The following is a 25109-nucleotide window of genomic DNA, read 5'->3' on the forward strand; positions in this document are numbered from 1 at the left end:
GCGCCGCTTGACGCCCAAGAGAAAGTACGACCGATGCGCATCGAAGGTGAGAACGAGACCAACATGACGGAAGCTTCGGCAAAGGAACCGTTCGTCCTCTTCATGCCCTCGGGCAAGCGCGGCCGCTTCCCGGTCGGCACGCCGGTCCTGGAAGCCGCGCGCAAGCTGGGCGTCTATGTCGAGAGCGTCTGCGGCGGACGCGCGACCTGCGGGCGCTGTCAGATCGAGGTGCAGGAAGGCAATTTCGCCAAGCACAAGATCGTCTCCTCGCTCGACCATATCTCGGAAAAGGGGCCGAAGGAGGAGCGCTACGAGAAGATCCGCGGCCTGCCGGAAGGCCGCCGCCTCTCCTGTTCCGCCCTCATCCTCGGCGACCTCGTCGTCGACGTGCCGCAGGACACCGTCATCAACGCGCAGGTCGTGCGCAAGGCCGCGACGGATCGCGTCATCGAGCGCAACGCCGCCATCCAGCTCTGCTATGTCGAGGTGGACGAGCCGGACATGCACAAGCCGCTCGGCGACCTCGACCGCCTGAAGGTGATGCTGGAGAAGGACTGGGGCTGGAAGGACCTGCTCATCGCCCCCCACCTCATCCCGCAGGTGCAGTCGATCCTGCGCAAGGGCAACTGGGGCGTCACCGCCGCCATCCACCGCGACATGGATTCATCGCGCCCCTTCATCGTCGCCCTCTATCCGGGCCTCAAGAACGAGGCCTACGGCATCGCCTGCGACATCGGCTCGACGACCATCGCCATGCATCTCGTCTCGCTGCTGTCGGGCCGCATCGTCGCCTCTTCCGGCACGTCCAACCCGCAGATCCGCTTCGGCGAAGACCTGATGAGCCGCGTCTCCTACGTCATGATGAACCCGGACGGCCGGGAAGCCATGACGAAGGCGGTGCGCGAGGCCGTCAACGGCCTGATCGGCAAGGTCTGCGCCGAAGGCGAGGTCGACCGGCACGACATCCTCGACATGGTGTTCGTCGCCAACCCCATCATGCACCACCTCTTCCTCGGCATCGACCCGACGGAGCTCGGCCAGGCGCCCTTCGCGCTCGCCGTGTCGGGCGCGCTGCAATACTGGGCGCATGAACTCGACATCGAGGTGAACCGCGGCGCCCGGCTCTACACCCTGCCCTGCATCGCCGGCCATGTCGGTGCGGATGCCGCTGGCGCGACCCTCGCCGAGGGCCCCTATCGGCAGGATCGCATGATGCTGCTGGTCGATGTCGGCACCAATGCGGAGATCGTGCTCGGCAACAGGAACCGCGTCGTTGCCGCCTCCTCGCCCACGGGACCTGCCTTCGAGGGCGCGGAAATCTCCTCCGGCCAGCGCGCCGCCCCGGGCGCGATAGAGCGCGTGCGCATCGATCCCGCGACGCTGGAGCCGCGCTTCCGCGTCATCGGCGTCGACAAGTGGTCGGACGAGGACGGTTTCGCCGAGGCCGCCGCCAGCGTCGGCGTCACCGGCATCTGCGGCTCGGCGATCATCGAGGTCGTCGCGGAAATGTATCTCTCCGGCATCATCTCCGAGGACGGCGTGGTCGATGGCGCGATGGCGGAGAGGAGCCCGCGCATCCTTCAGAACGGCCGTACCTTCTCCTATCTCCTGCACGACGGCGAACCGCGCATCACCGTGACGCAGAACGACATCCGCGCCATCCAGCTCGCCAAATCCGCGCTCTATGCCGGCATCAAGCTGCTCATGGAAAAGCAGGGCATCGACCATGTCGACACGATCCGCTTCGCCGGCGCCTTCGGTTCCTTCATCGATCCGAAATACGCCATGGTGCTCGGCCTCATCCCGGACTGCGACCTCGACGAGGTGAAGGCCGTCGGCAATGCCGCCGGCACGGGCGCGCTCATGGCCCTCCTCAACCGCGACCACCGCCGCGAGATCGAGCGCACCGTGGCCCGCATCGAGAAGATCGAGACGGCGCTGGAGCCCAGCTTCCAGCAGCTCTTCGTCAACGCCATGGCGCTGCCCAACAAGGTGGACCCCTTCCCGGAGCTTGCCAAGGTGGTGACCCTGCCGGAGCGCAAGGTGCTGGCCGACGACGGCGGCGGCGAAGGTGGCGGGCGGCGCAGGCGGCGCAGCAGGGAATAGCGGCGGCCTCCGGGCTCGGAGTTGCCCCCCTCTGCCCTGCCGGGCATCTCCCCCACGAGGGGGGAGATTGGATGGAGCAGCGTTTCGCCCATCTTGAGCGATGCGATTTAAGCAAGGTGCCCGACTCCTGCCGATCTCCCCCCTTGTGGGGGAGATGCCCGGCAGGGCAGAGAGGGGTATCAGCCGCCCCTGTCTCAGCAGGCGACCTGCAGCATGTCCATCGGCCGGCGCTCGATGCGGGCGAAGGCGGCGCGGATATAGTCCGCCACGGCGAGCGCCGGCGTCTCGGCCTCCTCGTTGACGACGAGGCCGATCAGGTAGTGGCCGAGATCCGGCAGGCCGTCCTTCTCGCCGAGCGCCACCATGTCGTCCCCCACCAGGAAGCGCGCCAGCGGCGCGACCGCGAGGTCCGCCCGGATCGCGGCGCGCTGGCCCATGTGATGGGCACAGAAATAGGCGACGCGGAAATCGCGGCCCGAACGGCTCAGCTCCTCCAGCGCCCGCGCACGCCAGATGCAGCCCTCTTCCCAGACCGATACCGGCAGCGGGTTCTTCAGATGCGCATTGCCGCAGTTCTTGCCGGCCCAGACGAGCTGTTCCTTGAGCAGGACCTCGCCCGGAACGGGGATCGTGCCGTCGGTGGCATTGAAGATGGCAAGGTCGAGCCGCCGCTCGGCGACGGCGCGGCGCAGGTTGCCGCTCGTCTCGATCGACACGTTGACGGCGATCGACGGATAGGTCTCGGCAAAGCGGCGCAGCACTTCCGGCAGGATGAGCTCGCCGACGTCGTCCGGCGCGCCGAGCCGCACCACGCCGTTCATTTCCGGCATCATGAAGCGCGACACCGCCTCGTTGCTGAGCGCGATCAGGCGGCGCGCATAGGAGAGCAGCACCTCGCCATGATGCGTCAGCACCACGGAGCGCGCATCGCGGCGGAACAGCGTGCAGCCGAGCAGTTCTTCCAGCTTCTTGATCTGCATGGAGACGGCGGACGGCGTGCGGTGCACCGTCTCGGCGGCGGTGGTGAAGTTGCCGGTCTCGGCAATCGCCACGAAGGTTTTCAGGATGTCGAGTTCCAGCAAGGGGAGCGTCTGGCGCATCAGCAGGTTCATGCCTACCTCCATGGATCAGAAAATCTGAAGCAAACTGTCACTTCATTTCGTTTGATTGAAAACCGAGATGGGCGGATAGTCAACCTCACAAGCCAACGAGTGAAAGGAAAAACGCCATGGATACGCAGAAATCATACGCGAACGGCGCCGATCTCGCCGTTACGGTTCGTGGAAACGGATTTTACTACGCAATACGGCGCTTCGTGGGCGACGCGATCGAAGCCCGCCGCCGGCGCAATGCGGCCCGCCACACGGCCGAGGAACTGGCGCAGCTGCCGCCCTACCTCAAGGACGACATCAACTGGCCGGCCGTTGCCAACCATGAGGAACACTGATCAATCCAATCAAATATATTCGTTTGATTGATGCATGAGGTTACGACATAGTCACGATCAAGGTCGCGACCTTTCGAAACCTCCCAAGCTCGAAAGGACCCTGAAATGGCAATAGCATTGGAACATCGTCCGGTACGGCGTGCGTCTGGCACCCGTCACGCCGGCAGCCTGTCCCGTCCCGTCCGGGATGCCTTCGAACGGATCGTCTCCGCTTGGCGGCGCTATCGCACCGAGCGCGAGCTGGAAGGCCTGTCCTTCGACCAGCGCAAGGACATAGGCTTCCGTTCGTGGGACAAGACCACACGATGACGGACGACTGTAGCGGCAACCCGCCAAAGGAAGACGACGCCGAACACCGCCGGAGCTGACGTCAAACGTCCCTCCGGCGGTTTTTTTTCATGGCCGCAGGATCGGCACCTTTGGCGCCACCGTTTCCGGCAGGATGCCCGTCACCCGCGGATCGTCGAAGACCTCCACCTGACGCTTCACGGGCGTGAAGCCGGAGCGGATATAGAATGACAGGGCCTGCGGCGCGTCGAGCGTGCAGGTATGCACCCAGAAGCGGCGGATCGGCGGATGTCCCTCCCGCGACCAGGCCCGCGCGATCGCCCGGTTCATCAGCCAGCGCCCCGTTCCATTGCCGATGATCGCCGGCGTCAGGCCGAAGAAGGCGAGCTCGCAGACGCCCGCCTCGCGAAAATCCAGCTCCAGCAGCCCCTCGCCCCGCCCGTCCTTCATCACGGCATGGACCTCGACATCCGGGTGATGGAGGATTTCGGCGAGATCGGCCTCGGCCATGGCAAGGCGCGAGGCCCAGAGCCATTCGGCACCGATGCGGCCGTAGAGGTCGCGATACCAGGCGATCTCCGGCCGGGCGATGCGCTCGAGCGTGATGCCGGCCTGTTCGGGATCGGCGCGCTCGGGCGGCGGTGCCCGCATTTCAAGGCAGGTCACCACGGCGGCGAGCTTGCCCGCCGGCACATCCGAATATCCATCTGGCAGCATCGACATCACCCTGCAAAAATCCTGCTTCCTATGTCGCGAGGCGGGCGTGGTTGTCAAACGGAACGACGCGGTTCCCGTGTATCGGGGCAAGCTGTCGCAATCGGACGATGCCGGCGGCAGGGTCGCAAATGTGCAAGTGCGAAGGCATGGACACAATTCCGCCGGAAGGCACTGGCATTTCAGCGATACGCAGTGGGATTCAGTCGTAACCATCCCTTTCGGTGTCGCAAAAATACTAGCGCGCCTGCCGGACAGCCTGCAACGATTGCGACATCGCGCCTCCAGCATGGACACTCCGATGAACAAGCCAAACGTCAAGAAGCGCTCTCTCGTCTTCTTCCTGGTGCCCAACTTCTCCATGCTGCCCTTCTCGGCGGCGATCGAGACCCTGCGCATCGCCAACCGCATGCTCGGCTACGAGGCCTATACCTGGCGTCTCGCCTCGACGGACGGCCAGCAGGTGCTCTCCTCCAGCGGCATCGGCATCGAGGTGAACTCCTCGCTCGCCGACGAGCGCAAATATCTCGGCGGCGAGAACCGCCCCTCCATGGTGCTGGTCTGTTCCGGCATCTATGTCGAGGACTTCTCCAACAAGTCGGTCAATGCCTGGCTGCGCGAGGTCTACAACCGCGGCATCGCCGTCGGCTCGCTGTGCACCGGTGCCCATGTGCTCGCCCAGGCGGGCCTGCTCACCGGCAAGCGCTGCGCGATCCACTGGGAGAACCTGCCGGGCTTCGCCGAAGCCTTCCCGCAGGCCGACGTCTATGCCGACCTCTACGAGATCGACAGCAACATCTATACCTGTGCCGGCGGCACCGCATCGCTCGACATGATGCTGAACCTGATCGACCAGGATTTCGGCGAGAACCTCGTCAACCGCGTCTGCGAACAGGCGCTGACCGACCGCGTGCGCGGGCCGCACGACCGCCAGCGCCTGCCGCTGCGCGCCCGCCTCGGCGTGCAGAACGCCAAGGTGCTGTCGATCATCGAACTGATGGAGAGCAACCTCTCCGAGCCGCTGTCGCTGCTGGAGATCGCCGACAGCGCGGACCTCTCGCGCCGGCAGATCGAGCGGCTGTTCCGCCAGGAGATGGGCCGCTCGCCCGCCCGCTACTATCTCGAGATCCGGCTTGACCGGGCGCGCCACCTGCTCGTGCAATCCTCGATGCCGGTGGTGGAAGTGGCGGTCGCCTGCGGCTTCGTCTCCGCCTCGCACTTCTCCAAGTGTTACCGCGAACTCTACAACCGCTCGCCCCAGCAGGAGCGCGCCGAGCGCAAGCTGACGCTGTCGGCCATCGCCCGCTGATCGATTAGAGCAGTTCCAGCAAAAGTGCGAAGCGGTTTTGCGTCCGGAACTACGGCGAAACAAGAGGATGGAGCTTTTTCGCGATCCGGAGAAAAGCGGAAACGCTCCAGGCCCCGCCGCGGCGGGGCTCAGCTTGCCAGCGCGCTCATCAGCGACAGTTCGGAGAAGACCCGGTTCCGGCCGGCATGCTTGGCCATGTAGAGGAACTGGTCGGCGGCGTTCAGGTAGTTGTCGAAGGTTTCCCGGCCGGAAATCGCCGCAAGGCCGGCGGAGACGGTGATCGTCAGGGGCTCGCCGTCCGCATTGATCGGCTGGGCCGCCAGCTCCAGGCGCAGCCGCTCGCAATAGTCCAGCGCCCCTTCCAGTTCCAGGCCGTGGAAGATGATGCCGAACTCCTCCCCGCCGAGCCGCGCCAGGAGGTGGCGGTCGCCGACCCGGTGCTTGAGCCGGCGCGAGACGGCCTTCAGCACGATGTCGCCGACTTCATGACCATAGGTGTCGTTGAGGCGCTTGAAATGGTCGATGTCGAGGATGGCGATCGACATGGGCTCGCCCCGGCGCAGCGCCTGGTCGACGAGCCGCGGCCCCGCCTCGAAGAAGTAGCGGCGGTTGTAGATGTCGGTGAGATAGTCTCGCGCGGCGATGCGGTGCAGCGACTGCACGCGCTTCTGGATCGCCGCGACGTGGAAGATGCGGCTGTTGAACTCTTCGACGAGGAACGGCTTCTGGATGTATTCATCGCCGCCGGCGCGCAGGAAGCGGGCGGCCACCATGCGGTCTTCCGAGGTCGACAGGCCGACGACCCGCACGGCATCGTCGCCATGGCGCTGGCGGATCTCGTTCAGGAGGTCGAAGCCGTCCATGTCGGCAAGTGCGAGATCGCAGACCACCATGTCGATGCCGCCATGCGAATCAAGCGCATCGAGCGCCGCCGCCCCGCTTTCGACCGCGATGATCTGGAAGCGTTGCTTGGCGATCAGGTTCACCTGCCGCTGCAGGCTCTCCGGGTCGGAATCGACGACGAGCACCTGCGTCTTGCCGCTCGTCAGAATGCGGTCGACGGCGAGCACCAGCTGCTGGATCGCCGACGGATTGTCCTTGACGACATAGTCCAGCACGTTCTTCGCGAGGATCTGGTCCCGGGTCGCATCGCTGAAGGAGCCGGTGAAGACCAGCGGCGCAATGCCCTTCGAGATCACATAGTCGAGCGCTTCGCAGTTCGGCGCGTCGGGCAGGTTGAGGTCGAGCACGGCCAGCACGAATTCCGGCGCATCGCCCTGGAAGATCGCCCGGACCGCGGCCATGCTGGAACAATGGGTGACGCAAAGGCCGAGCTCCCGCTCGAGCCGGTACTTGAGCGCGGTGGAGAACATGCGCGAGTCCTCCACGAGCAGCACCTGCTGGCCGGAATGGCGCAAGAATGCAGGCCCTCGCTGCGGATTTGTATCCACTCCCACGTCGTCCAGTACCCTGATGATGTTCCGGTCTGGAACGCATTACAAACCACCGGTTTTACCAACTGGTTAATCCGGGAAGAAATATCTCACGCTACGTAAGGGACATATCCGGGTGAATCACGAAAATCCTGTGGAGAATCAGGCCGTCAGGCGCCGCTGGGTCGTCTTGATCTGGGTCAGCGTGTCGAGGTTCTGATTAACGCGGCAGTAGAATTCCTCGTCGATGAACGGGCGCATGATGAAATCGTTGCCGCCGGCCTTGAGGAAGCGGGCGGAAAGCAGGCGATCGGTGGAGGACGACACGCCGATGATGCGCAGCTGATGCGACCCGACCGTGCCGCGAATGCGCCGCGTCAACTCGAAACCGTCGATATCCGGCATGTTGTAGTCGGTGATCATCAGGCCGATATCGGGGTTCGCCTTCAGGAGGGCGAGCGCCGCCGAGCCGCTTTCCGCCGCGCTGACGCGGAAGTTGTAGCGCTTGAGGCGCGTCGTCAGCAACGCCCGGGCCGTCGCGCTGTCGTCGACGATCAGGACGTGGTGGTTGTGGTTGGTGAGGAAGCGGCAGACCGATTCGGCCAGCATGTCGACCGCGAAGATATTGTCCTTCAGGATGTAGTCGACGATCTCCTTGGACAGCAGCTGGTCGCGCGTCTTCTGCTGGAACGTGCCGGTGAAGACGATCGTCGGAATGCTGAGGTCGACCAGATAGTTCAGCGCCTCGCCGTTTTCGGCGCCCGGCAGATTGATGTTTGAGATCGCCAGCGTAATCTTCTCGCTGGACTTGTCATAGGCCAGTTCGATTTCCTCGAAGCTGCGGCAAATCTCCACGTCGATGTCGAAAAGCTCCTTCAGGCGCTTGGAGATCATGGATGTGAAGACATTCGAGTCCTCGGCAATAAGGATGCGGTGATGCGAGAGAGACGCGCCGGAATACTGCATCCCGGAAATGCCGACAAATGCCATGGATATGCCTTCGTAATAACGATGTTCCCCAGATTAAGACGTAGCCGCAACCCTTTGCGAAAGCGTTAAATTTAGAGGGCATGAAAAAGCGGTGGGCGGAACTCTTCCGCCCGGGCACAAGGCAGTCACGCAAAGAAAAGCGGCGCGGTTGATCTTCCGCGCCGCTGGAAATATCCGCCTCGAAGCTTACTTGACCGAAGCCGAGCCGCCTTGGATCTCGACATTCTCGCCGCCGTTCAGCGCGATCCGGTCACCGTTCGGCAGGGTGAGGAAGCAGCCGGACGGGCAGATCGTCTCCGTCGCGCCGGGCTCGAGCGCAACCTCCATGCGGCTGCCGCCCTCCACGATGACGAGCACCTGGGTGTCGCCGTCCTTGTTGGTCACCGAGGCCGCCATGGCCGGAGCGGACATCGCGGCCGACACCAGCAGCATCATGATCATTCGCTTCATCTCTGCCCGGCGCCTCGGCGCCGCCCCTGTTCACAAGCCCTTGCGGAACACTATCGTTCCGCGCCGGGATTTGCATGTGTTTTATGGGGAAACGGCTGAATGGAGCGTGAATGCGGCGTTCATGTGCCGCAAATCGGGCACGGCGGTCAGGTCTTAGGCCCGTCCTCCGCCGGCTTGCGGCGCCGGCCCGCCGCCGGCCGGCGATTCTCCCGGGTCGCCTGGTCGAGCAGCCTGGTGATGAGATCGGCCCCTTCCGGCGAGATCTTGATCGGCACTTCCGCCGCCGCCGGCGCGCCGATGGCGATGCCTTCGGCCCGGAACCGTTCGAGGGCGGCGGCCCGCAGATCGGACTTCACGCCCGTGCCGTTGAGGATATCCGCAAGAAAGGCCCGGATCTCGAAATCCAGTGTCGCCGAGGAGAATGCCTGGAAGACCACCGTGGGCTCGGGATTGCGCAGCAGCCCCTGCTGCCCGCGCACGACCTCGGTGAGGATCTCCTGGACCCTGCGCGGATCGTTGCTGGCATGCACGCTGATCGCCATGTCGATGCGGCCGAGCTTGTTGCGATGCGTCCAGTTGCCGACCTGCCCGTTGATCAGCACCGAATTCGGCACGATCACCGTCTGGCGCTGGAAGGTCTCGATCTCGGTGGCGCGCACGGAGATGCGGCGCACGAAGCCCTCGGTCGTGCCGGCCACCACCCAGTCCCCCACCTTGAACGGCCGCTCGGCGAGCAGGATGAGGCCCGAGACGAAGTTCGAGACGATGTTCTGCAGGCCGAAACCGATACCGAGCGAGAGGGCACCGGCAACGAGCGCGAGGCTGGACAGGTTGATGCCCGCCGCCGATATGCCGACAAGCCCGGCCAGCGCCACGCCGGCATAGCCGACGGCGGTGCGGACGGAATTGCGCACGCCGGCATCGACCTGGCTGCGCGCCAGGACATTGCCGTCCACCCATTTCTGGAACCAGCGGGTGATGAGGAGGCCGGCGACGAAGAGCAGGATGCCCGCGAAGATGCCGATCAGCGAGATGGTGATGCTGCCGATGCGGATTTCCGTGAAGATGCGGTAGGCCCAGGATTCGATGTCGGCGACCTGGAAGCCCCATTGCAGCAGGACGAGCGGCACGAAGAAGACGAAGATCAGCAGATAGATGCTGAGCCCGGCGGCGAGCCCCACCTGATCGAGCGTCACCTGGCCCAGGCCGAAGCGCTCCTCCAGCCGCTTGCCGACCGCCGTTTCGGCAAAGGCATTGGGCGCCGAGACGGCGCGGCCGGAGAGGAAGCCGATATACATGGTCACCACGATCGCGCCCGTGACGACGATCTGCGTGGCGATGAAGCGGGCCATGCCGACATAGCCGAGCAGCGAGGCGAAGATGAGCCCGAGGCCGGTCAGAATCAGGAGGACGAAGATCGACCGCGGCCAGGGCCGCCCCTGCGCGTCGGGCGTTTCCCCCTGGTGCAGCACCGGCTTGATGAAGGCGGTGACGACGAGCAGCGCGCCGATGATGATCGAGGCGAAGAAGCTTTTCACCACCGTCAGCACGACCGGAGAGCCCAGCACCTCGCTGATCGTGCCGAGGAAATAGTCGGCGCCGTTGACGATGGCCATGCTGAAGATCAAGAGCCACAGAAGCTGCGCGCCGCGATCGGACACGCGAACCAGCCGCCAATGTCCGTCACCGGGCGACAGGACCGCATTGGCAAGCTGCGCCACGAAGAAGATCGCCACCATCACGCCCAGCGCGACCGAGGCGATCGGCGCGATGTCGGAGCGCAGCACGTTGAACGTATCGAGGAAGAAATAGCTCGTGCCGGCAAAGGCGCCCACGGCGATGCTCGGCAGGATCGTCGACCAGAAGGCGACGGAAAGCCGCGTGATATAGTGCGGCTTCTGCTGCTGCACGGCACGCGTGATGACGGGGGAAAACAGCCGGTAGCCGCCGGAGAGCAGCACGAGCGCGGCCACCAGCGACAGCGCGACGGCGCCCAGAAGCTGCATGCGCTTGAACTTCCAGACGAACTGCAGCCAGGCCGTCGCCGTGCGGCCGAGCGTCGCCGTCTCGTTCGTGAGCGCACCGGAGGCCTCCGTGAAAAGCGCCGTGTTGATGTCCGTGCGCTTGAGGATGGCATCGGTGAACAGCCGGCGGCGGATTTCCGTGATGCGGTTCGAAAGCTTCGTCGCCTCGATGGAAAGGTTTTCCGCCTCCCCGGTCAGCGCGTTGATTTCGTTGCGCTCTGCGGCAAGCTTCTTGCGTTCCTCCACCACGACGGCGGCTTCGGCCGGCGCGCCCTCGGCCGGCGGGTCGCCGAGTTCGGTCTGGCGCGCCTTGATCGCCTCCAGCCGCGGCCGCGTCGCGACCGAGATGGCCAGGATCGTCCGGTTCAGCGCTTCGGCCTCGATCTTCAGCTCCACGAGCCGCGCGTCGTCATCCTTGTACCGCTCCACCCGCTCGCGAATCGCGTTGAGCTGCCCGCTGGCGCGGTCGAGGTCGCTGCTCGCCTGCTCGATCTGCGTCGCGTCGATGGCGGGTGCGGCCGCGGTCTGCGCCCGGGCGGGCGCGGCCGCAAGCAGGAGAACCGCAAGAAGGACGGAGAGAAGGCGGAAGGTCGGCAACAGGCCATCCTCGTTGAACGGAAACAGACGACGCAGCACAGGCATGCGGTTGCGCACCCTTCTAGCCGCGAATGCGGCCATTTTAAACCGGCATGCCCGCGGAACTAGAAGCCGGCGCCCGGCTCGGCGAGGTAAGCCTCCTCCTCCCGAGTCGAGACGCGGCCGAGAAAGGCGTTGCGATGGGGAAAGCGGCCATACTCGGCGATGACGTCCCGGTGGCGGACGGCATAGTCGAGATACATCTCGTCGCCATGCGCCTCGAAGAGCTCGACGGAAAGATCCTGGTCCGCAAGCGCCTCGGAATGTTCGAGCGGCATGTAGAAGAAATGCCGCCGGTCATAGGAAACGGCCTTATCGGCGCCGACCTCCAGCGCAAGACGCGCCTCGCGCCGGGCGATCCAGTCGGTGGCGAAGGCCATCGGCGAGGCGCGGTACATGTTGCGGGGAAACTGGTCGAGCACGATGATGGCGGCAAGCCGGGCCTCCGGGCTTGCCCGCCACGGCGCCGTCACCGCCTGCGAGAGGGCGAAATGCGTCTCGGCGAAGGTTTCGCGCACATGCGCGTCGAGCGCCGGCGTCGATTGCCACCAGTCCTTGGCCGTCAGCGTCTCGCACCAGAAGCCGACGACCTCCTGCGGTGTCCTGATCCTGCTCTCGCTCATGCCATCCGTCTCCATTCGTCTTGGCGGCAATATGGCGGTGTACGACCGGGTTGCAAGGGGCGGCGTTAGCAAAGCGTTTCCCCTTTTCGTGAGCGCCGCCTTTACCCGGCGGGCGCTAGGCTGCCCGAACGCGATGAAAACGGGACAAACGATGCTGAAATTCACCGGGCTCTCCACGTCCGCCTACCGGAAGACGGGTTTCGACCTGCTCCTCGGACTGGAGGGCTCGACCCGGCGCGCCTATCTCGACACGTCGGCCGATCCGGCACCGACGATCGGCATCGGCTTCAACCTGCGCTACAATCTCGAACCCGTGCTGAAGGCGATCGCCGGCAGCGGCTGGAGCGCGGCGCTGCAGGCCAAGCTGAAGGCCGTCATCGACCAGAGCTATTCCAAAGGCGAGACCGCCCTGCTCAACAGCCGGCTCGACACGGTCATGGCCGACTGGAACGCGACGCGCGATCCCGGCGTGCCGAAGACCTTCGCCTTCTCCTCGAATGCCGAGATCCAGGCGGCGCTGACCGCGCTCTCGCCGCGCTACGAGGCGGCGATCGACACATGGCTCGCCGGCATCCCAAACTCCACCGAGCGCGCCGTGCTGTTCAGCATGGCCTACAACGCGCCCTCTTTGCTCGGGCCGAAGCTGAAGGCCGCGATCCTTGCCGGCGACCGGGCGGAGGCCTGGTACGAGATCCGCTACAATTCCAACGGCGGCGGCCATGCCGGCATCGCCAACCGGCGTTACGTCGAGGCCGAGCAATTCAAGCTCTTCGCGAGGGAAGGCACGGCGACGACGGCAGAAGCGCTCGATGCCGGCCGCATGTATGCCGCCCATCGGGATAAGATCCTCTCCTATGAAAGCCGCTTCGACGCCGATGCCGCCGGCCGCATCAAAGGGTTTTCCGGCATCGATTCAATCTTCGGGGAATATGCCCCCGCCATTGCCCGGCTGAAGGCGGCCCACGGCATCGGCAAGGGCATGGCGCTGGAGGAGCTGCAGGTCGCCTCCGCGTCCCTCCGCAATCTCTCGGGTGACGGCACGGCGCATGATTCGACCGCCAACGACGCCGATCTCCTCGTCGGGTCCTCGCACGCCAATACGCTTTCCGGCGGCCGCGGCCATGACGCGCTTCTGGGCCTTGCCGGCAACGACAGGCTCCAAGGCGGCGCAGGCAACGACTGGCTGAACGGCGGGGCGGGTGCCGACCGGCTGACGGGCGGGGCCGGCGCCGACACCTTCGTTTTCCGCAGCGCCGCCGAAATCGGCCTTGCGGCGCGCGACCGCATCACGGATTTCGAACCCGGCCGCGACCGCATCGACCTTTCCGCCATCGATGCCAACGGCCCCGAGGCCGGCCACAGCTTCACCCTTCTTGCGCGGGGAAAGGCCTTCACGGGCGATGCCGGCGAATTGCGCTGGTACACGGCGACGGCGAACGGCAAGGCCGTCACCATCGTGGAAGGCGACATCGACGGCGACAAGGCCGCCGATTTTCGCCTCGACCTCGACGGCAAGCTGGCGCTCGGCAAAGGCGACTTCCTGCTCTAGTTTCGCCGGAATCGCTGCCGGCCACCCGCCCTCCTCCGTCAAACGCCGCATCGCGGCCGCCCCGCAGGCCCTTGGCGCGGCGGGCGGCGCATTGTCGCGGACCAATGGATACAAGGCCACATATCGGCATGGCCAGCCTGTTCCCCAGGGAACAGCGCGATGCGGACGGTTCAATAGAACAGCGGTTCACCCCGCCGATTGCATGGATCCCCGGCCGCCGGCGGCATGACCATAACGCCCAACCTGCACAGTTCATTCGATGACGAACGAAATTCTGACCATGGGTCTGTTGCTGTGCGCAGGGCACTGGCTGGCCGACTATCCCCTGCAATCGGACTTCCTGGTGAAGGCGAAGGTCGAGGGGCCGCTGCGGGCCTATCACCTTGTCGCCCATGCCGGCATCCACGGCGCCGTGGTGCTGCTGGTGACGGGAAGCGCCCTGCTCGGCCTTGCCGAATGGGTCCTGCACGTCCTGATCGACGAAGCGAAGATCCGGGGAAAGATCAGCTTCGCACAGGACCAGGCCCTCCACCTCCTGTGCAAGCTCGGCTGGCTGGTCGCAAGCGTCGCCCTGATGACACCGTGACGTTCCCGCGTGTTCAGGCCTGCTTCTTGAGGCCCGCGTCGCGGACGATCTCGGCGATCGTGGCGAACTGTGCGGAAAGCGGGTTGCTCTTGCGCCAGACCATGCCGATCGTCCGCGTCGGCCGGGGTTCGGCCAGCGCCGATATGCAGACCGAAGCGGACCGGGTTTCCGTATCCACCGCCATCTGCGGAATGAGCGTCACGCCGATGCCCGCCCCGACCATCTGCACCAGCGTCGAGAGCGAGCTTCCCTCCATCAGGTCGCGCACCGACGCGGCCCCGATATTGCAGACCGAGAGGGCCTGGTCGCGGAAGCAGTGGCCCTCCTCCAGCAGCAGCAGGCGCATTTCATGCAGCCTGTCGGAACTCGGCACCGGCTTTCCGGCGTCCTCCAGAGGCCGCACCAGCACGAATTCCTCGTCGAAGAGCGCGATCTCCTTGAGGGCCGGCTCCGAAATCGGCAGCGCGACGATGGCGGCGTCGAGCTTTGCCTCCGTCAGGTCCTCGATCAGCCGCTGCGTGATCGCCTCGCGCGGCCGCGGATCGATGCCGGGATAGAAGCGCGCCAGCGCCTTGATGATGTCCGGCAGGAGATAGGGCGCGACCGTCGGGATGACGCCGAGGCGGAGGCGGCCGGCGATCGGCCCGTGCGCCGCCCGCCCGAGATCCTCCAGCTCGTCGACCGAGCGCAGGATCGCCCGCGTCCGCTCGGCGAATTCCTCGCCAAGCCCCGTCAGCCGGATGCGCCGCCCGCCCCGCTCGACGAGCGGCACGCCCACCAGGTCCTCCAGCTCGCGGATCTGCACGGAGAGCGCCGGCTGGGAAATCGCGCAGCTCTCCGCCGCCCGGCCGAAATGGCCGATGCGGGCAAGCGCCTCGAAATAGCGCAGATGTTTCATGGTCAGGCCATTCATAACCTGAGCATATCGGAGCCTTTAGTTTTTACAATTGGAGTTTATGACTGGCCTTTGCTACGCCTTGGCAACCCGGAAGACGCTTCACCGCGGCGCCGACCCAAGAGGCGCGCCTGCAAGTTCCCTTCCGGTGTCCTGTCGAATCAAGAAAATCCGTTGGAGGACCAAATGGATACGAAGACGACGACGACCGGCAAGTGTCCGGTCATGCACGGCGGCGCCACCGCCCTCAACAATTCCGTCATGGAATGGTGGCCCAACGCGCTCAACCTCGACATCCTGCACCAGCACGACACGAAGACCAATCCGCTGGACAAGGGCTTCAACTACCGCGAAGAACTCAAGACACTGGACGTGGAGGCGCTGAAGGCCGACCTGCGCGCCCTGATGACGGACAGCCAGGACTGGTGGCCGGCCGACTGGGGCAGCTATGTCGGCATGATGGCACGCGTCACCTGGCATGCCGCCGGCTCCTATCGCGCCGCGGATGGCCGCGGCGGCGCCAATACGGGCAACCAGCGTTTTGCCCCGCTCAATTCCTGGCCGGACAACGTCAACACCGACAAGGGCCGCCGCCTGCTCTGGCCGATCAAGAAGAAATACGGCAACAAGATCTCCTGGGCCGACCTGATCGCGCTCGCCGGCACCATCGCCTATGACGTCGCGGGCCTGAAGACCTTCGGCTTCGCCTTCGGCCGCGAAGACATCTGGGCGCCGGAAAAGGACGTCTACTGGGGTGACGAAAAGCAGTGGCTCGCCCCGAGCGACGGCCGCTATGGCGACGTCTCCAAGCCGGAAACGCTGGAAAACCCGCTCGCCGCCGTGCAGATGGGCCTCATCTACGTCAATCCGGAAGGCGTCAACGGCAAGTCCGACCCGCTGGCGACGGCCGCGCAGATGCGCGAGACCTTCGCCCGCATGGGCATGGACGACGAGGAAACCGTCGCGCTGACGGCCGGCGGCCACACGATCGGCAAGTCGCACGGCAATGGCAGCGCGGGCGATCTCAGCCCGGATCCGGAAGCCGCCGGCCCGGAATTCCAGGGTCTTGGCTGGATGAACACGAAGGGCCGCGGCATCGGCCGCAACACGGTCGTCTCGGGCATCGAAGGCGCGTGGACCTCCGAGCCGACGAAGTGGGACAACGGCTTCTTCGAGATGCTGTTCAAGCATGAATGGACGCTGACCCACAGCCCGGCCGGCGCATCCCAGTGGGCGCCGATCGTCATTGCCGAGGAAGACAAGCCGGTCGACGTGGAGGATCCCTCGATCCGCACCATCCCGATGATGACCGACGCGGACATGGCGCTCAAGGTGGACCCGATCTACCGCGAGATCTCGCTGCGCTTCAAGAACGACTTCGCCGCGTTCTCCGATGCCTTCGCCCGCGCCTGGTTCAAGCTGACCCATCGCGACATGGGCCCGAAGTCGCGTTACTTCGGCCCGGACGTTCCGGCGGAAGACCTCGTCTGGCAGGATCCGATCCCGGCCGGCCGCACGGACTATGACGTCGCCGCCGTCAAGGCGAAGATCGCCGCCTCCGGCCTGTCGGCCGCGGACCTCGTCGCCACCGCCTGGGACAGCGCCCGCACCTTCCGCGGTTCCGACTTCCGTGGCGGCGCGAACGGCGCGCGCATCCGCCTTGCCCCGCAGAAGGACTGGGAAGGCAACGAGCCGGCGCGTCTCGGCCGGGTGCTTGCCGCCCTGGAGCCGATCGCGGCCGCCTCGGGCGCAAGCCTTGCCGACGTCATCGTGCTCGCCGGCAACTGGGGTGTCGAGCAGGCGGCGAAGGCCGCGGGCTTCGACGTCATGGTCCCCTTCGCACCGGGCCGCGGCGATGCGACGGCCGAGCAGACCGATGTGGACGGCTTCGCCCCGCTGGAACCGCTGGCCGACGGTTTCCGCAACTGGCAGAAGAAGGACTATGTGGTGAGCCCGGAAGAGCTGCTGCTCGACCGCGCCCAGCTCATGGGCCTGACGGCACCGGAAATGACGGCGCTCGTCGGCGGCCTGCGCGTGATCGGCACGAACCATGCCGGCACCGCCCATGGCGTCTTCACCGACCGCGTCGGCGCGCTGACGACCGACTTCTTCGTCACGCTCACGGACATGGCCTATTCGTGGATCCCGACGGGCAACAACCTCTACGAGATCCGCGACCGCAAGACGGGTGCCGCCAAGTACACGGCGACGCGCGTCGACCTCGTCTTCGGCTCGAACTCGATCCTGCGCGCCTATGCGGAGGTCTATGCCCAGGACGACAGCAAGGAAAAGTTCGTCAAGGACTTCGTCGCCGCCTGGGTCAAGGTCATGAACGCCGACCGTTTCGATCTGGCTGCCTGACCGGCAGGCCATCCCGTCGGCCGGGATGCCACACGCACACTTCCCCCGCCTGGGCGGGGGAAGGCTTCAGCAGGAATGCAAGGCCGCAAGGCCTGAGCAGTTCCGGCAAAAAAGGCGAAAAAGCCGAAACGCCCTACGACGGATTTGCCGGACTCTTCGGCTGCGCGTCTCCCGACTTCGGCTTGCGGCCCTCCGGTGCCTTTCCGGCGCGCTCGCGCGCATGCGCCTCGGGGCCGGCAACGATCACGCCGGGCTTCTTCTCGTCCCGGCGCTTGTCTTCCTTCGACTTCGAAACCTGAGACTTCTTGTCCATGGCAGCCTGTTCTCCATTGAAAGATGAGAGACGAACGATTCTGCCGGACGCTGGTTCCCTGAGTTTCTTCGCTAGAGTCGCCAGGCGGACGTGATCGTCACGGACATGGTGTCACCCGGCATCGGCCTTTCGCGGCTGAAGGCCCGGAGGGTCTGGCCGTCGGCCAGGTCCAGCGTCACGCTGTAGCGCTCCCCCTCATAGAGCGATGAGCGCACACGCGCAGCGACCCCTTCGCCGCCCAGCCTGACATCCTCCGGCCGGACCAGGACGTCGGCCAGAACCCCGCCGTCAGGCGCGAATGCGCCCAGCAGCACGCAAATCGCATCCCAGTCGAGTTTTCGCGGCATTGCGGCGGGCACGGCGAGCGAAAGGATGGCGCCGCGGCCGATCAGGCTACCGACAAGCCGCCCCTCGGGGCGCGCATAGATCTCCTGCGGCGGCGCGACCTGCAGCAGCTCGCCCCGGGACATGACCGCGATGTCGGTGGCGAGCGCCATGGCCTCGCTCTGGTCATGCGTGACATAAACCATCGTCGCGCCGGAGCGGATATGGAACTCGCGGAAGGTCTCCTCCATCTCCTGGCGCAGATGCCGGTCGAGATTGGCGAGCGGTTCGTCGAGCAGCACGACATCCGGCTGGGTAACGAGGCAGCGCGCGAGCGCGACACGCTGGCGCTGGCCGCCGGAAAGCTCCGCGGGGCGACGGTCGGCGAGATCGGCAAGGCGCACCGTATCGAGTGCCTCGACAATCCGGCGGCGATAGACCTCCTTCGAAACGCCGCGCACCTTCAGCGGATAGCCGACATTGTCGGCCACGCTCATATGCGGCCACAGCGCATAGGACTGGAACACCATCGCCATGTTGCGCCGTTCGGGCGGCAGCGACTGGGCGGGATCGGCCAGGAGCCGCTCGCCGAGGAAGATCGCGCCGTCGCTCGGCGCCTCGAAGCCGGCGATCATCCGCAGCACGGTCGTCTTGCCGCAGCCGGACGGACCGAGCAGCGCAAGGAAGCCGCCCTCCCGCACGTCGAGCGAGACACGCTTCACCGCCGGCTGGCCGGTGCCGAAGTCCTTGCTGACATTGTTGAGGATCAGCTTCGCCACGGCACCGCCCCCTTCGGCAGGTGCTTCGCCATCGCTTCGAGCAGCAGCATCATGACGACGACCATGAGGACCACGAGCACGGAAAGCGCGGAGGCAAGATCGGAGCCGCCACTGTCGTCGAGATTGTAGATCACGACGCCGAGCGTCTGCGTGCCCGCGGACCAGAGCAGCGCCGAAACTGTCAGCTCGTTGCAGGCGATGAGGAACACGAGGATGACGGAAGCGCCCGCGGCGGGCGCGACGAGGGGTACCAGGATATCCTTGAGGCGCGTGAAGAAGCCGGCGCCGGCAAGGCGCGCCGCCTCCTCCAGCGCCGGGTCGAGCTGGCGGTAGGCGCTGACGACGGGCTTCAGGCTGACCGCGAAGAAGCTCGCGAAATAGGCGACGAGGATGATCCAGATCGTGCCATAGAGCGTCACGTTGAAGACCGGCAGCGGGGCCGCGAAGACGAGGATGAACGCCACGGCGACGACGATGCCGGGGAGCGCATAGGGGATCTCGATGAGGCTCGCCACGATGCGCGCGGCCGCATCCCGCCGGCGCGTCAGCATATAGCCCGCAAGCACCGACAGGACGAGCAGGCCGATGGCGGTGACGGCGGCGAGGAACAGGGAGTTGGCGAAGGCGGTCCGGGTGATCGCCTGCCGCAGCAGCACCTCCTCGAAGGCGTGGAAGGACAGGGTCTTAACTGTCAGCGGCACGCCATAGGCCGGCACCAGCGCGCCCGCGAGCAGCGCGAGGAAGGGCGCGACCAGCATGAAGAAGAGCAGGATCACCAGCACGGGCAGGAAGACGAACCGCCACCGGCCGACGGGAAGGCATGCCGCCGCGCCGGACTGGCCGAGAATGCGGTAGTCCCGGCCGCCGAGCGCGCGCTCCTGCACGGCAAGCCCCGCCACCGAGATCAGCGCGATGACGCCGGAAAGCAGCGCGACCTCGCCGAAGGTGCGATCCGTGAAGGCCGCGAACTTGGTGAAGACGAGGGTCGAAAGGGTGTAGATCGACGCCGGAATGCCGAGGATCGCCGGGATGCCGAAATTGCCGATGCAGGAGACGAAGGCGATGGTGGCGCCCGCGATCATGCCCGGCAGGGCGAGCGGCAGGACGATGTCCCGGAACGTGCGCAGGGCCGAGGCGCCGGAAAGGCGCGCCGCCTCCATCCCGTCGCGGGGCACGTTCATCAGCCCCGCCCTGAGGGCGAGATAGACGAGCGGCGCATGCTGCACGCCGTAGAGCAGCGCGATCCCCCCGACCGAATAGAGCGGCTGCGGCGAGCCGAGGGGCGGCGCGATGTGCAGCGCCTTCAGGAGCGGGCTCGATGGCCCGGACATCTGTACCCAGGCGAGTGCCGTCACCTGCGGCGGGATCATCATCGGCAGCACGAAGAGAAAGCCCAGCGTCCCCCGGCCCGGCATGTCGGTCAAGGTCAGCAGGAAGGCGAAGAGCGAACCGATCGCCAGCGAGATGAGGGTGCCGACGATGGCGGTGACGAGCGTGAAATAGGTCGCCGACCAGAGCGCGCGATCGGTGAGCACCGCGAAAGCGCCGCCATCGGCAAACGCGGCGATGCCGGTCGCCGCCAGCCGCATGAGGGGCAGCACGCTGAGAAGGACGACCACGCTTGCGATAAGCGGAAACAGCCAGATGGGCTGGCTGCTTCCCGGGCGAACATATCCGTACATGAAGGTGGCGGTGTGCCTCAGTTCGAGCCGAAATAGCCGGAGAACGTCTTCAGGTCCGCGTCGGTGTTCTTCAGCGCCTCAGCCGCATCGAGCGGCAGCACGCGGATCGTCTCGCGCGCCGGGAAACCGTCCGGCATGGCGATGCCGTTGCGGGCCGGGATGTAGCCGAGCTTGACGAAGCCTTCCTGGCCCTCGACCGAAAGAACGTAGTCGACGAATTTCTTGGCCGCCTCGGCATTCTTTGAGGATGCAAGGATACCGACAGGCTCGGTGACGGCGGAAACGCCTTCGGCCGGGAAGACGAACGCGACCGGCGCGCCCTTCGCCTTTTCGCGGATCGGCATGTAGTCGACGACCATCCCATAGGCCTTCTCGCCCGAGGCGACGGCCTTCAGCACCGCGCCGTTGCCGCCCGCCGCCGTGGCGCCGTTTTCGGCGAGCGCCTTGTAGTAGTCCCAGCCGAGGCCGTCGACGGAGGCCAGCGTCTGGGCGTGGATGAGGGCGGCGCCCGAGGTCAGCGGGCTCGGCATGGTGGCAAGGCCCTTGGCCTCCGGCTTTGCGAGGTCCTGCCAGCGCGCCGGCTTCATCGCCGCCGCGGTATTATAGACGATGCCGGTGGTGATCAGCTTGGTCGAATAGTAGTGGCCGTCCTTGTCGTAGAGGCTGGCATCGTAGTTGCCGGCTTCCGGCGAGAGATAGGCGAGCAGCTTGCCGTCCTGCTTCAGGCGCTCGAGCGTGACGGTGTCGGCGATCAGCAGCACGTCGGCAACCGGATTGCCGGCCGCGATCTCTGCCTGGAGCTTGGCCATGATCTTCGGCGTGCCGTCGCGCACCCAGTCCACCTTGATGTCGGGATGGGCGGCCATGAAGCCGTCGACGGTCGCCTGCGCGTCCTCGTTCGGCTGGCTGGTATAGAGCACGAGATTTGCGGCAGAAGCCGGCAGGACAACGAAGCTGGCGGCGAGGAGAGCGGCGGCGGAGACAAGGGTTTTCATGGGAGCATCCTTCCGGGAACGTCATCGCTCCCTACGCCCGTCGCTTGACACCCATGTGACAGCCTTTGCAGTGCCCCGCCAGGCCCGCGCCGCGATCGGGTGCCGGTCGTGAAACCCGCATCGAACCGAAAGTCCCCTGTTGACTGACGCCGGCAGCTCTGGACGAAAGCCATTCGATCCCGCTTTAACGGCGTGACGCGAAATTTTCTCCCGGACCGTAACGCACCGATCGGAAAACGATGCCAATCCATGAACTTGCGGCGCTCGGCGCCGCGACCTGCTGGGCCCTGACCGGATTGATCTCGGCCGGCCCCGCGGGCCATCTCGGCGCACCGGCCTTCAACCGGGCACGCCAGGTCTTCGTCACCGGTCTGCTGGCGCTCTACGTGCTGTTCACCGGCGTCTGGCGGGAGCTGGACATGGCGAGCGCCGGGCCGCTGCTCCTGTCCGGGCTGATCGGCATCTTCCTCGGCGACACGCTGCTCTTCGAAACGCTCAACCGTCTCGGCCCGCGCCGCTCCGGCATCCTCTTCGCCCTGAACGCGCCGATTGCCGCCCTGCTCGGGTGGCTGGTGCTGGGCGAGACCCTGTCGAGCCTCGCGGTGGCAGGCATCCTGCTGACGGCCTTCGGCGTGCTGCTGGCCATTGTCTTCGGCAAGCGCCGGGCGCAGATGCACCAATGGGAGGCGATCAAGGGGCCGCTTTCGGTCGGCGTGCTGCTGGGCATCGGCGCGGCGACGGGCCAGGCCATCGGCTCCATCCTCGCCAGGCCGGTCATGGCGACCGGCATCGATCCCTTCCTCGCCTCGCTGCTGCGCGTCGGCACCGCCGCCTTCTGCCTCAGCATCCTGCTCCAGCTGCCGATCCCCTCCGTGAAGCCGAGGGGGCCGCTGACGCTGAAGGTCGCGGCGATGACCGCGCTGACCGGCATCCTCGCGCTGGCCATCGGCATGACGCTGCTGCTGTTCGCTCTTTCCGGCGGAAAGGTCGGCATCGTCTCGACGCTCTCCGCCACCTCGCCGGTGATGATCCTGCCCATGCTCTGGCTGAGGACCGGCGAGCGGCCTGCCGGCGGCGCCTGGGCCGGCGCGGCCCTCGTTGTCATCGGCATGGGGCTGATCTTCATGTGAAACGCGCGGAACGCACGGCGGCGTCCCGCGGGCACATCGCAAGCCGGCTCAGCGGCCGTCCTTCGCCTTGAGGCCGGCGGCCGCGATAAGCTCCGTGAGCGTCCGCCGCAGCATCTCGTAGGGCGCGGTGGTTTCGATGGCCTTGTGATACAGGATCCCCGCATCGAAGCTCCAGATTTCGCGCGTCGTCTCCACCTGGCGAATGCCGATATCGCGGAAGCTCCCGAACAGCGGCGCGGCAAGGCAGGCGAGAAAGTCGCCGCTGCGCACCAGCTCGACGACCGCCATGAGGGAACTCGATTCGACCGCGATCCGCGGCGGGCCTATTCCCAGCGACTTCAGGAAGGCGCTCAGGCGCTCGATGGCGTCCGTATCGGCCTGGTAGAGGACCCATTGGAACCGGGACAGATTGTTGAGGTCGAGGGGCGAGCGCTCGAAGATCGGATGGGCATCCCGCGCGAAGATCCCGCTCTGGATGGTGATGAGCGGCCGAAAGCCGATATGGTCCGGAAGCGCCGACAGGTCATGCGGGCTGGCCGAGACCACGAGGTCGAGCTCGCCGGCGAAGAGCTTGGGGTGAATGACGGTGTTGACTCCGACATCGAGGGTCGTGCGGACATCGGGGAAGCGCTGGTGCAGCCGCGTCAGCGCCTTGGGCAGCAGCGTACCGCCCCAGAACGGCCCCCCGCCGATCCTGAGGTGCCCCCGGTGCCCGCTGCGCATCGCTTCCAGCTCGGACGAGGCAAAGCGGCATTCCGTATCGATCATCTGCGCATAACGCAGCAGCGTCTGCCCATAGATGGTGAGGGTGACGCCGCGCGTATGCCTGTCGAACAGCGTTATCCCGCACTCCTCCTCGAGCCGCCGGATGTTCCGCGTCAAGGCCGGCTGGCTAAGCCCCATCTTCTCGGCAGCGGCCGTCACATTGCCCTCCCTCGCAACGGTCAGGAACGATCGCAGCAAGCCGATATTGCGCAGCAGGTCCATAACTCCTCCGTATGGCTTTCGAGCATTTAAGTATTATACGGCATGGCAAAGCTTCACTAGTGTGTGCCACACGAGGCAAGGCGATGCGGGGCGACATGGCGGAGAACCCGGAAGCGAAACGAAGCTGCTGCAGCCTGCCGCGCCGCGAAGGCGCCGGCAATGCGCCGGCGCGAAACGGCGAGGCCCTGCCGGCGACGGCACCGACGCCGGCGGACGTCGCCTGGTTCGACGCGGGCATCGCGACCGTCGGCACCGACAGGCCCGTCATCGACGCGGACGGAGAGGGTCCGGCGCGCCAGGTGGCGGTGCGGGCGTATGGCCTGGACAGGCATGCCGTCACGAATGCGCGCTTCGCCCGCTTCGTGGCGGACACCGGCCATGTCACGGATGCGGAGCGTTTCGGCTGGAGCTTCGTCTTCAAGGACTTCGTCGCACCGGGAACCGTGACCAGCCAGCCGGTCGGCCTGCCCTGGTGGCATCGGGTCGACGGCGCGACATGGCGCCTGCCGGGCGGCCCCGGCGGTCCGCTCCGTGCGGATGACCGGCACCCGGTCGTCCACGTCTCCTGGAACGATGCACAGGCCTTTGCCCGCTGGGCTGGCGGCCGGCTGCCCTCCGAAGCCGAGTGGGAGCACGCCGCAAAGGCCGGCCGGGCGGAGATGCGGTATCCATGGGGGGACGACGAGCCCGGCGACCGGGCCATCCACTGCAACATCTGGCAGGGTCGTTTCCCGCACATCAATTCCCTTGCCGACGGCTATGGCGGCACGGCGCCGGTGGACGCGTTCGAACCGAACCCCGCGGGCCTCTTCAACATGTGCGGCAATGTCTGGGAATGGTGTGCCGACGCGTTTCACGTCCAGCCGCTCACGCAGGTCGCGAAGGCGCGCAACGCGCTCGCAGGCCGGAATGCCGAGCGCCTTCTCAAGGGGGGCTCCTATCTCTGCCACATCAGCTACTGCTACCGCTATCGCATCGCCGCCCGCATGGGGCACAGCGCCGACACGTCGACGGGCCATATCGGCTTCCGCCTCGCCTATGACCGGCCCTGACATTCCTGCGCAGGACGCCCGGGGCTCGTTCGCTGCCTGACGGCCTTTCCCTGTGCCTTCAGGGAGCGCACGCCTCCTCTGCGTACCAGATCGTCCCGGAACAGCGTCCGCAGGTCGCGGAACGAGCGATAGCCGAGAACGCCCGCGAGGCGGGAGACGGTCGTCGCCGACACGCCGGCCCGCCGCGCGATCGACGAACATGTCCCGAAGGCCATGATATCCGGATGCTGCAGGGCGAAGTCCACAAGCAGGGCCAGTTGCCGCGGAAAGGCGGAACCGCTCGCCATGACGAGGGCATGCAGCTCGCGCCAGGTCCGGGGAGGTTCGTGGCCAGGGTTCATGATCCGCTCCTTGCCTGGTGAAAACGGAGAAATGGACATCAGGGCCGGCCCGGAATCCCGCGTGCCGGCCATGCGGCGCGGATCCGCGAACGGAC

General features: G+C 66.1%; 23 protein-coding genes. 9 read left to right on the forward strand and 14 right to left on the reverse strand.

Annotated elements, in window-relative coordinates; all coding sequences use genetic code 11:
• Window positions 1-33 precede the first annotated feature (33 nt).
• Window positions 34-2106 (forward strand): ASKHA domain-containing protein, encoded by a 2073-nt coding sequence (locus AABF56_RS09500; RefSeq protein ID WP_272805731.1) that lies wholly within the window; start codon window positions 34-36, stop codon window positions 2104-2106.
• Between the two features lie 194 nt (window positions 2107-2300).
• Here the strand turns inward: AABF56_RS09500 and AABF56_RS09505 are convergent, their stop codons facing one another.
• Window positions 2301-3218, reverse strand: coding sequence for a LysR family transcriptional regulator (locus tag AABF56_RS09505; RefSeq protein ID WP_244769497.1), 918 nt, complete (start codon window positions 3216-3218; stop codon window positions 2301-2303).
• Between the two features lie 116 nt (window positions 3219-3334).
• Between AABF56_RS09505 and AABF56_RS09510 the strand changes: the two genes are divergently transcribed.
• Entirely contained in the window at window positions 3335-3553 is a 219-nt protein-coding gene (locus AABF56_RS09510) for a hypothetical protein (protein ID WP_272805732.1), read from the forward strand.
• A gap of 105 nt (window positions 3554-3658) precedes the next feature.
• Window positions 3659-3862 (forward strand): hypothetical protein, encoded by a 204-nt coding sequence (locus AABF56_RS09515; RefSeq protein WP_244769495.1) that lies wholly within the window; start codon window positions 3659-3661, stop codon window positions 3860-3862.
• A gap of 87 nt (window positions 3863-3949) precedes the next feature.
• Here AABF56_RS09515 and AABF56_RS09520 read toward each other — a convergent pair whose 3' ends face one another.
• A complete protein-coding gene (locus AABF56_RS09520) occupies window positions 3950-4558 on the reverse strand; it encodes a GNAT family N-acetyltransferase (RefSeq protein WP_288077890.1) in 609 nt (202 codons plus the stop codon).
• Between the two features lie 298 nt (window positions 4559-4856).
• Between AABF56_RS09520 and AABF56_RS09525 the strand changes: the two genes are divergently transcribed.
• Complete coding sequence (locus AABF56_RS09525; protein WP_133032976.1) at window positions 4857-5864, forward strand: GlxA family transcriptional regulator; 1008 nt, start codon at window positions 4857-4859, stop codon at window positions 5862-5864.
• Window positions 5865-5992: 128 nt separating this feature from the next.
• On the opposite strand, the gene AABF56_RS09530 is transcribed toward AABF56_RS09525, so the two are convergent.
• From AABF56_RS09530 to AABF56_RS09550, 5 genes are all read right to left on the reverse strand, one after another.
• Entirely contained in the window at window positions 5993-7282 is a 1290-nt protein-coding gene (locus AABF56_RS09530; RefSeq protein ID WP_272805734.1) for a GGDEF domain-containing response regulator, read from the reverse strand.
• A 177-nt stretch (window positions 7283-7459) separates the two neighbouring features.
• The gene (locus AABF56_RS09535; RefSeq protein WP_244769491.1) at window positions 7460-8287 is read right to left on the reverse strand and encodes a response regulator; all 828 of its coding nucleotides are present in this window, start codon (window positions 8285-8287) and stop codon (window positions 7460-7462) included.
• Window positions 8288-8473: 186 nt separating this feature from the next.
• Window positions 8474-8737: a hypothetical protein gene (locus AABF56_RS09540; protein WP_244769490.1), complete on the reverse strand. Its 264-nt coding sequence runs from the start codon at window positions 8735-8737 to the stop codon at window positions 8474-8476.
• Window positions 8738-8883: 146 nt separating this feature from the next.
• Complete coding sequence (locus AABF56_RS09545) at window positions 8884-11403, reverse strand: mechanosensitive ion channel domain-containing protein (protein ID WP_272805735.1); 2520 nt, start codon at window positions 11401-11403, stop codon at window positions 8884-8886.
• A 59-nt stretch (window positions 11404-11462) separates the two neighbouring features.
• Window positions 11463-12020, reverse strand: a complete 558-nt coding sequence (locus AABF56_RS09550; RefSeq protein ID WP_272805736.1) for a DUF924 family protein — start codon at window positions 12018-12020, stop codon at window positions 11463-11465.
• 151 nt (window positions 12021-12171) lie between these two features.
• Here AABF56_RS09550 and AABF56_RS09555 point away from each other — a divergent pair, with 151 nt between their 5' ends.
• Together AABF56_RS09555 and AABF56_RS09560 are read left to right on the forward strand one after the other, a co-directional pair.
• Entirely contained in the window at window positions 12172-13569 is a 1398-nt protein-coding gene (locus tag AABF56_RS09555; RefSeq protein ID WP_272805737.1) for a M10 family metallopeptidase C-terminal domain-containing protein, read from the forward strand.
• 259 nt (window positions 13570-13828) lie between these two features.
• Window positions 13829-14155 (forward strand): DUF3307 domain-containing protein, encoded by a 327-nt coding sequence (locus AABF56_RS09560; RefSeq protein ID WP_272805738.1) that lies wholly within the window; start codon window positions 13829-13831, stop codon window positions 14153-14155.
• Between the two features lie 13 nt (window positions 14156-14168).
• Here AABF56_RS09560 and AABF56_RS09565 read toward each other — a convergent pair whose 3' ends face one another.
• Entirely contained in the window at window positions 14169-15068 is a 900-nt protein-coding gene (locus tag AABF56_RS09565) for a hydrogen peroxide-inducible genes activator (RefSeq protein WP_244769486.1), read from the reverse strand.
• Between the two features lie 168 nt (window positions 15069-15236).
• Here AABF56_RS09565 and katG point away from each other — a divergent pair, with 168 nt between their 5' ends.
• Window positions 15237-17411, forward strand: coding sequence for a catalase/peroxidase HPI (gene katG / locus AABF56_RS09570; protein WP_272805739.1), 2175 nt, complete (start codon window positions 15237-15239; stop codon window positions 17409-17411).
• 133 nt (window positions 17412-17544) lie between these two features.
• Here katG and AABF56_RS09575 read toward each other — a convergent pair whose 3' ends face one another.
• The 4 genes from AABF56_RS09575 to AABF56_RS09590 all read right to left on the reverse strand — a co-directional run bounded on the left by AABF56_RS09575 (window position 17545) and on the right by AABF56_RS09590 (window position 21504).
• Window positions 17545-17724: a hypothetical protein gene (locus tag AABF56_RS09575; RefSeq protein WP_272805740.1), complete on the reverse strand. Its 180-nt coding sequence runs from the start codon at window positions 17722-17724 to the stop codon at window positions 17545-17547.
• 71 nt (window positions 17725-17795) lie between these two features.
• The gene (locus AABF56_RS09580) at window positions 17796-18827 is read right to left on the reverse strand and encodes an ABC transporter ATP-binding protein (protein WP_272805741.1); all 1032 of its coding nucleotides are present in this window, start codon (window positions 18825-18827) and stop codon (window positions 17796-17798) included.
• The gene (locus AABF56_RS09585) at window positions 18815-20509 is read right to left on the reverse strand and encodes an ABC transporter permease (RefSeq protein ID WP_272805742.1); all 1695 of its coding nucleotides are present in this window, start codon (window positions 20507-20509) and stop codon (window positions 18815-18817) included. Before AABF56_RS09585 ends, AABF56_RS09580 begins: the two co-directional genes overlap by 13 nt.
• 17 nt (window positions 20510-20526) lie before the next feature.
• Window positions 20527-21504 carry an ABC transporter substrate-binding protein gene (locus tag AABF56_RS09590; RefSeq protein ID WP_272805743.1) on the reverse strand — a complete coding sequence of 326 codons (978 nt, stop codon included), beginning with the start codon at window positions 21502-21504 and terminating at the stop codon, window positions 20527-20529.
• 239 nt (window positions 21505-21743) lie between these two features.
• Between AABF56_RS09590 and AABF56_RS09595 the strand changes: the two genes are divergently transcribed.
• Complete coding sequence (locus AABF56_RS09595) at window positions 21744-22634, forward strand: DMT family transporter (protein ID WP_272805744.1); 891 nt, start codon at window positions 21744-21746, stop codon at window positions 22632-22634.
• 48 nt (window positions 22635-22682) lie between these two features.
• Here AABF56_RS09595 and AABF56_RS09600 read toward each other — a convergent pair whose 3' ends face one another.
• Window positions 22683-23621, reverse strand: a complete 939-nt coding sequence (locus AABF56_RS09600; RefSeq protein WP_244769480.1) for a LysR family transcriptional regulator — start codon at window positions 23619-23621, stop codon at window positions 22683-22685.
• Between the two features lie 83 nt (window positions 23622-23704).
• On the opposite strand from AABF56_RS09600, the gene AABF56_RS09605 reads away from it, so the two are divergent.
• Window positions 23705-24673, forward strand: a complete 969-nt coding sequence (locus AABF56_RS09605; protein WP_272805745.1) for a formylglycine-generating enzyme family protein — start codon at window positions 23705-23707, stop codon at window positions 24671-24673.
• Here the strand turns inward: AABF56_RS09605 and AABF56_RS09610 are convergent.
• Window positions 24658-25086 carry a MurR/RpiR family transcriptional regulator gene (locus tag AABF56_RS09610; protein ID WP_272805746.1) on the reverse strand — a complete coding sequence of 143 codons (429 nt, stop codon included), beginning with the start codon at window positions 25084-25086 and terminating at the stop codon, window positions 24658-24660. The two genes, AABF56_RS09605 and AABF56_RS09610, sit on opposite strands and share 16 nt — an antisense overlap.
• Between the last annotated feature and the right edge of the window lie 23 nt (window positions 25087-25109).

The organism is Shinella sp. WSC3-e (assembly GCF_945994535.1).
Lineage (GTDB): Bacteria > Pseudomonadota > Alphaproteobacteria > Rhizobiales > Rhizobiaceae > Shinella > Shinella yambaruensis.

Excerpts from the sequence above, each read along its gene's own strand:
- AABF56_RS09520 (WP_288077890.1), bottom strand. The coding sequence starts at position 4,558 with ATGCTGCCAGATGGATATTCGGATGTGCCGGCGGGCAAGCTCGCCGCC.
- AABF56_RS09560 (WP_272805738.1), top strand. The coding sequence starts at position 13,829 with ATGACGAACGAAATTCTGACCATGGGTCTGTTGCTGTGCGCAGGGCAC.
- AABF56_RS09540 (WP_244769490.1), bottom strand. The coding sequence starts at position 8,737 with ATGAAGCGAATGATCATGATGCTGCTGGTGTCGGCCGCGATGTCCGCT.
- AABF56_RS09515 (WP_244769495.1), top strand. The coding sequence starts at position 3,659 with ATGGCAATAGCATTGGAACATCGTCCGGTACGGCGTGCGTCTGGCACC.
- AABF56_RS09565 (WP_244769486.1), bottom strand. The coding sequence starts at position 15,068 with ATGAATGGCCTGACCATGAAACATCTGCGCTATTTCGAGGCGCTTGCC.
- katG (WP_272805739.1), top strand. The coding sequence starts at position 15,237 with ATGGATACGAAGACGACGACGACCGGCAAGTGTCCGGTCATGCACGGC.
- AABF56_RS09545 (WP_272805735.1), bottom strand. The coding sequence starts at position 11,403 with ATGCCTGTGCTGCGTCGTCTGTTTCCGTTCAACGAGGATGGCCTGTTG.
- AABF56_RS09510 (WP_272805732.1), top strand. The coding sequence starts at position 3,335 with ATGGATACGCAGAAATCATACGCGAACGGCGCCGATCTCGCCGTTACG.
- AABF56_RS09610 (WP_272805746.1), bottom strand. The coding sequence starts at position 25,086 with ATGGCCGGCACGCGGGATTCCGGGCCGGCCCTGATGTCCATTTCTCCG.
- AABF56_RS09535 (WP_244769491.1), bottom strand. The coding sequence starts at position 8,287 with ATGGCATTTGTCGGCATTTCCGGGATGCAGTATTCCGGCGCGTCTCTC.
- AABF56_RS09555 (WP_272805737.1), top strand. The coding sequence starts at position 12,172 with ATGCTGAAATTCACCGGGCTCTCCACGTCCGCCTACCGGAAGACGGGT.
- AABF56_RS09600 (WP_244769480.1), bottom strand. The coding sequence starts at position 23,621 with ATGGACCTGCTGCGCAATATCGGCTTGCTGCGATCGTTCCTGACCGTT.
- AABF56_RS09525 (WP_133032976.1), top strand. The coding sequence starts at position 4,857 with ATGAACAAGCCAAACGTCAAGAAGCGCTCTCTCGTCTTCTTCCTGGTG.
- AABF56_RS09500 (WP_272805731.1), top strand. The coding sequence starts at position 34 with ATGCGCATCGAAGGTGAGAACGAGACCAACATGACGGAAGCTTCGGCA.
- AABF56_RS09505 (WP_244769497.1), bottom strand. The coding sequence starts at position 3,218 with ATGAACCTGCTGATGCGCCAGACGCTCCCCTTGCTGGAACTCGACATC.
- AABF56_RS09605 (WP_272805745.1), top strand. The coding sequence starts at position 23,705 with ATGCGGGGCGACATGGCGGAGAACCCGGAAGCGAAACGAAGCTGCTGC.
- AABF56_RS09590 (WP_272805743.1), bottom strand. The coding sequence starts at position 21,504 with ATGAAAACCCTTGTCTCCGCCGCCGCTCTCCTCGCCGCCAGCTTCGTT.
- AABF56_RS09595 (WP_272805744.1), top strand. The coding sequence starts at position 21,744 with ATGCCAATCCATGAACTTGCGGCGCTCGGCGCCGCGACCTGCTGGGCC.
- AABF56_RS09575 (WP_272805740.1), bottom strand. The coding sequence starts at position 17,724 with ATGGACAAGAAGTCTCAGGTTTCGAAGTCGAAGGAAGACAAGCGCCGG.
- AABF56_RS09585 (WP_272805742.1), bottom strand. The coding sequence starts at position 20,509 with ATGTACGGATATGTTCGCCCGGGAAGCAGCCAGCCCATCTGGCTGTTT.
- AABF56_RS09550 (WP_272805736.1), bottom strand. The coding sequence starts at position 12,020 with ATGAGCGAGAGCAGGATCAGGACACCGCAGGAGGTCGTCGGCTTCTGG.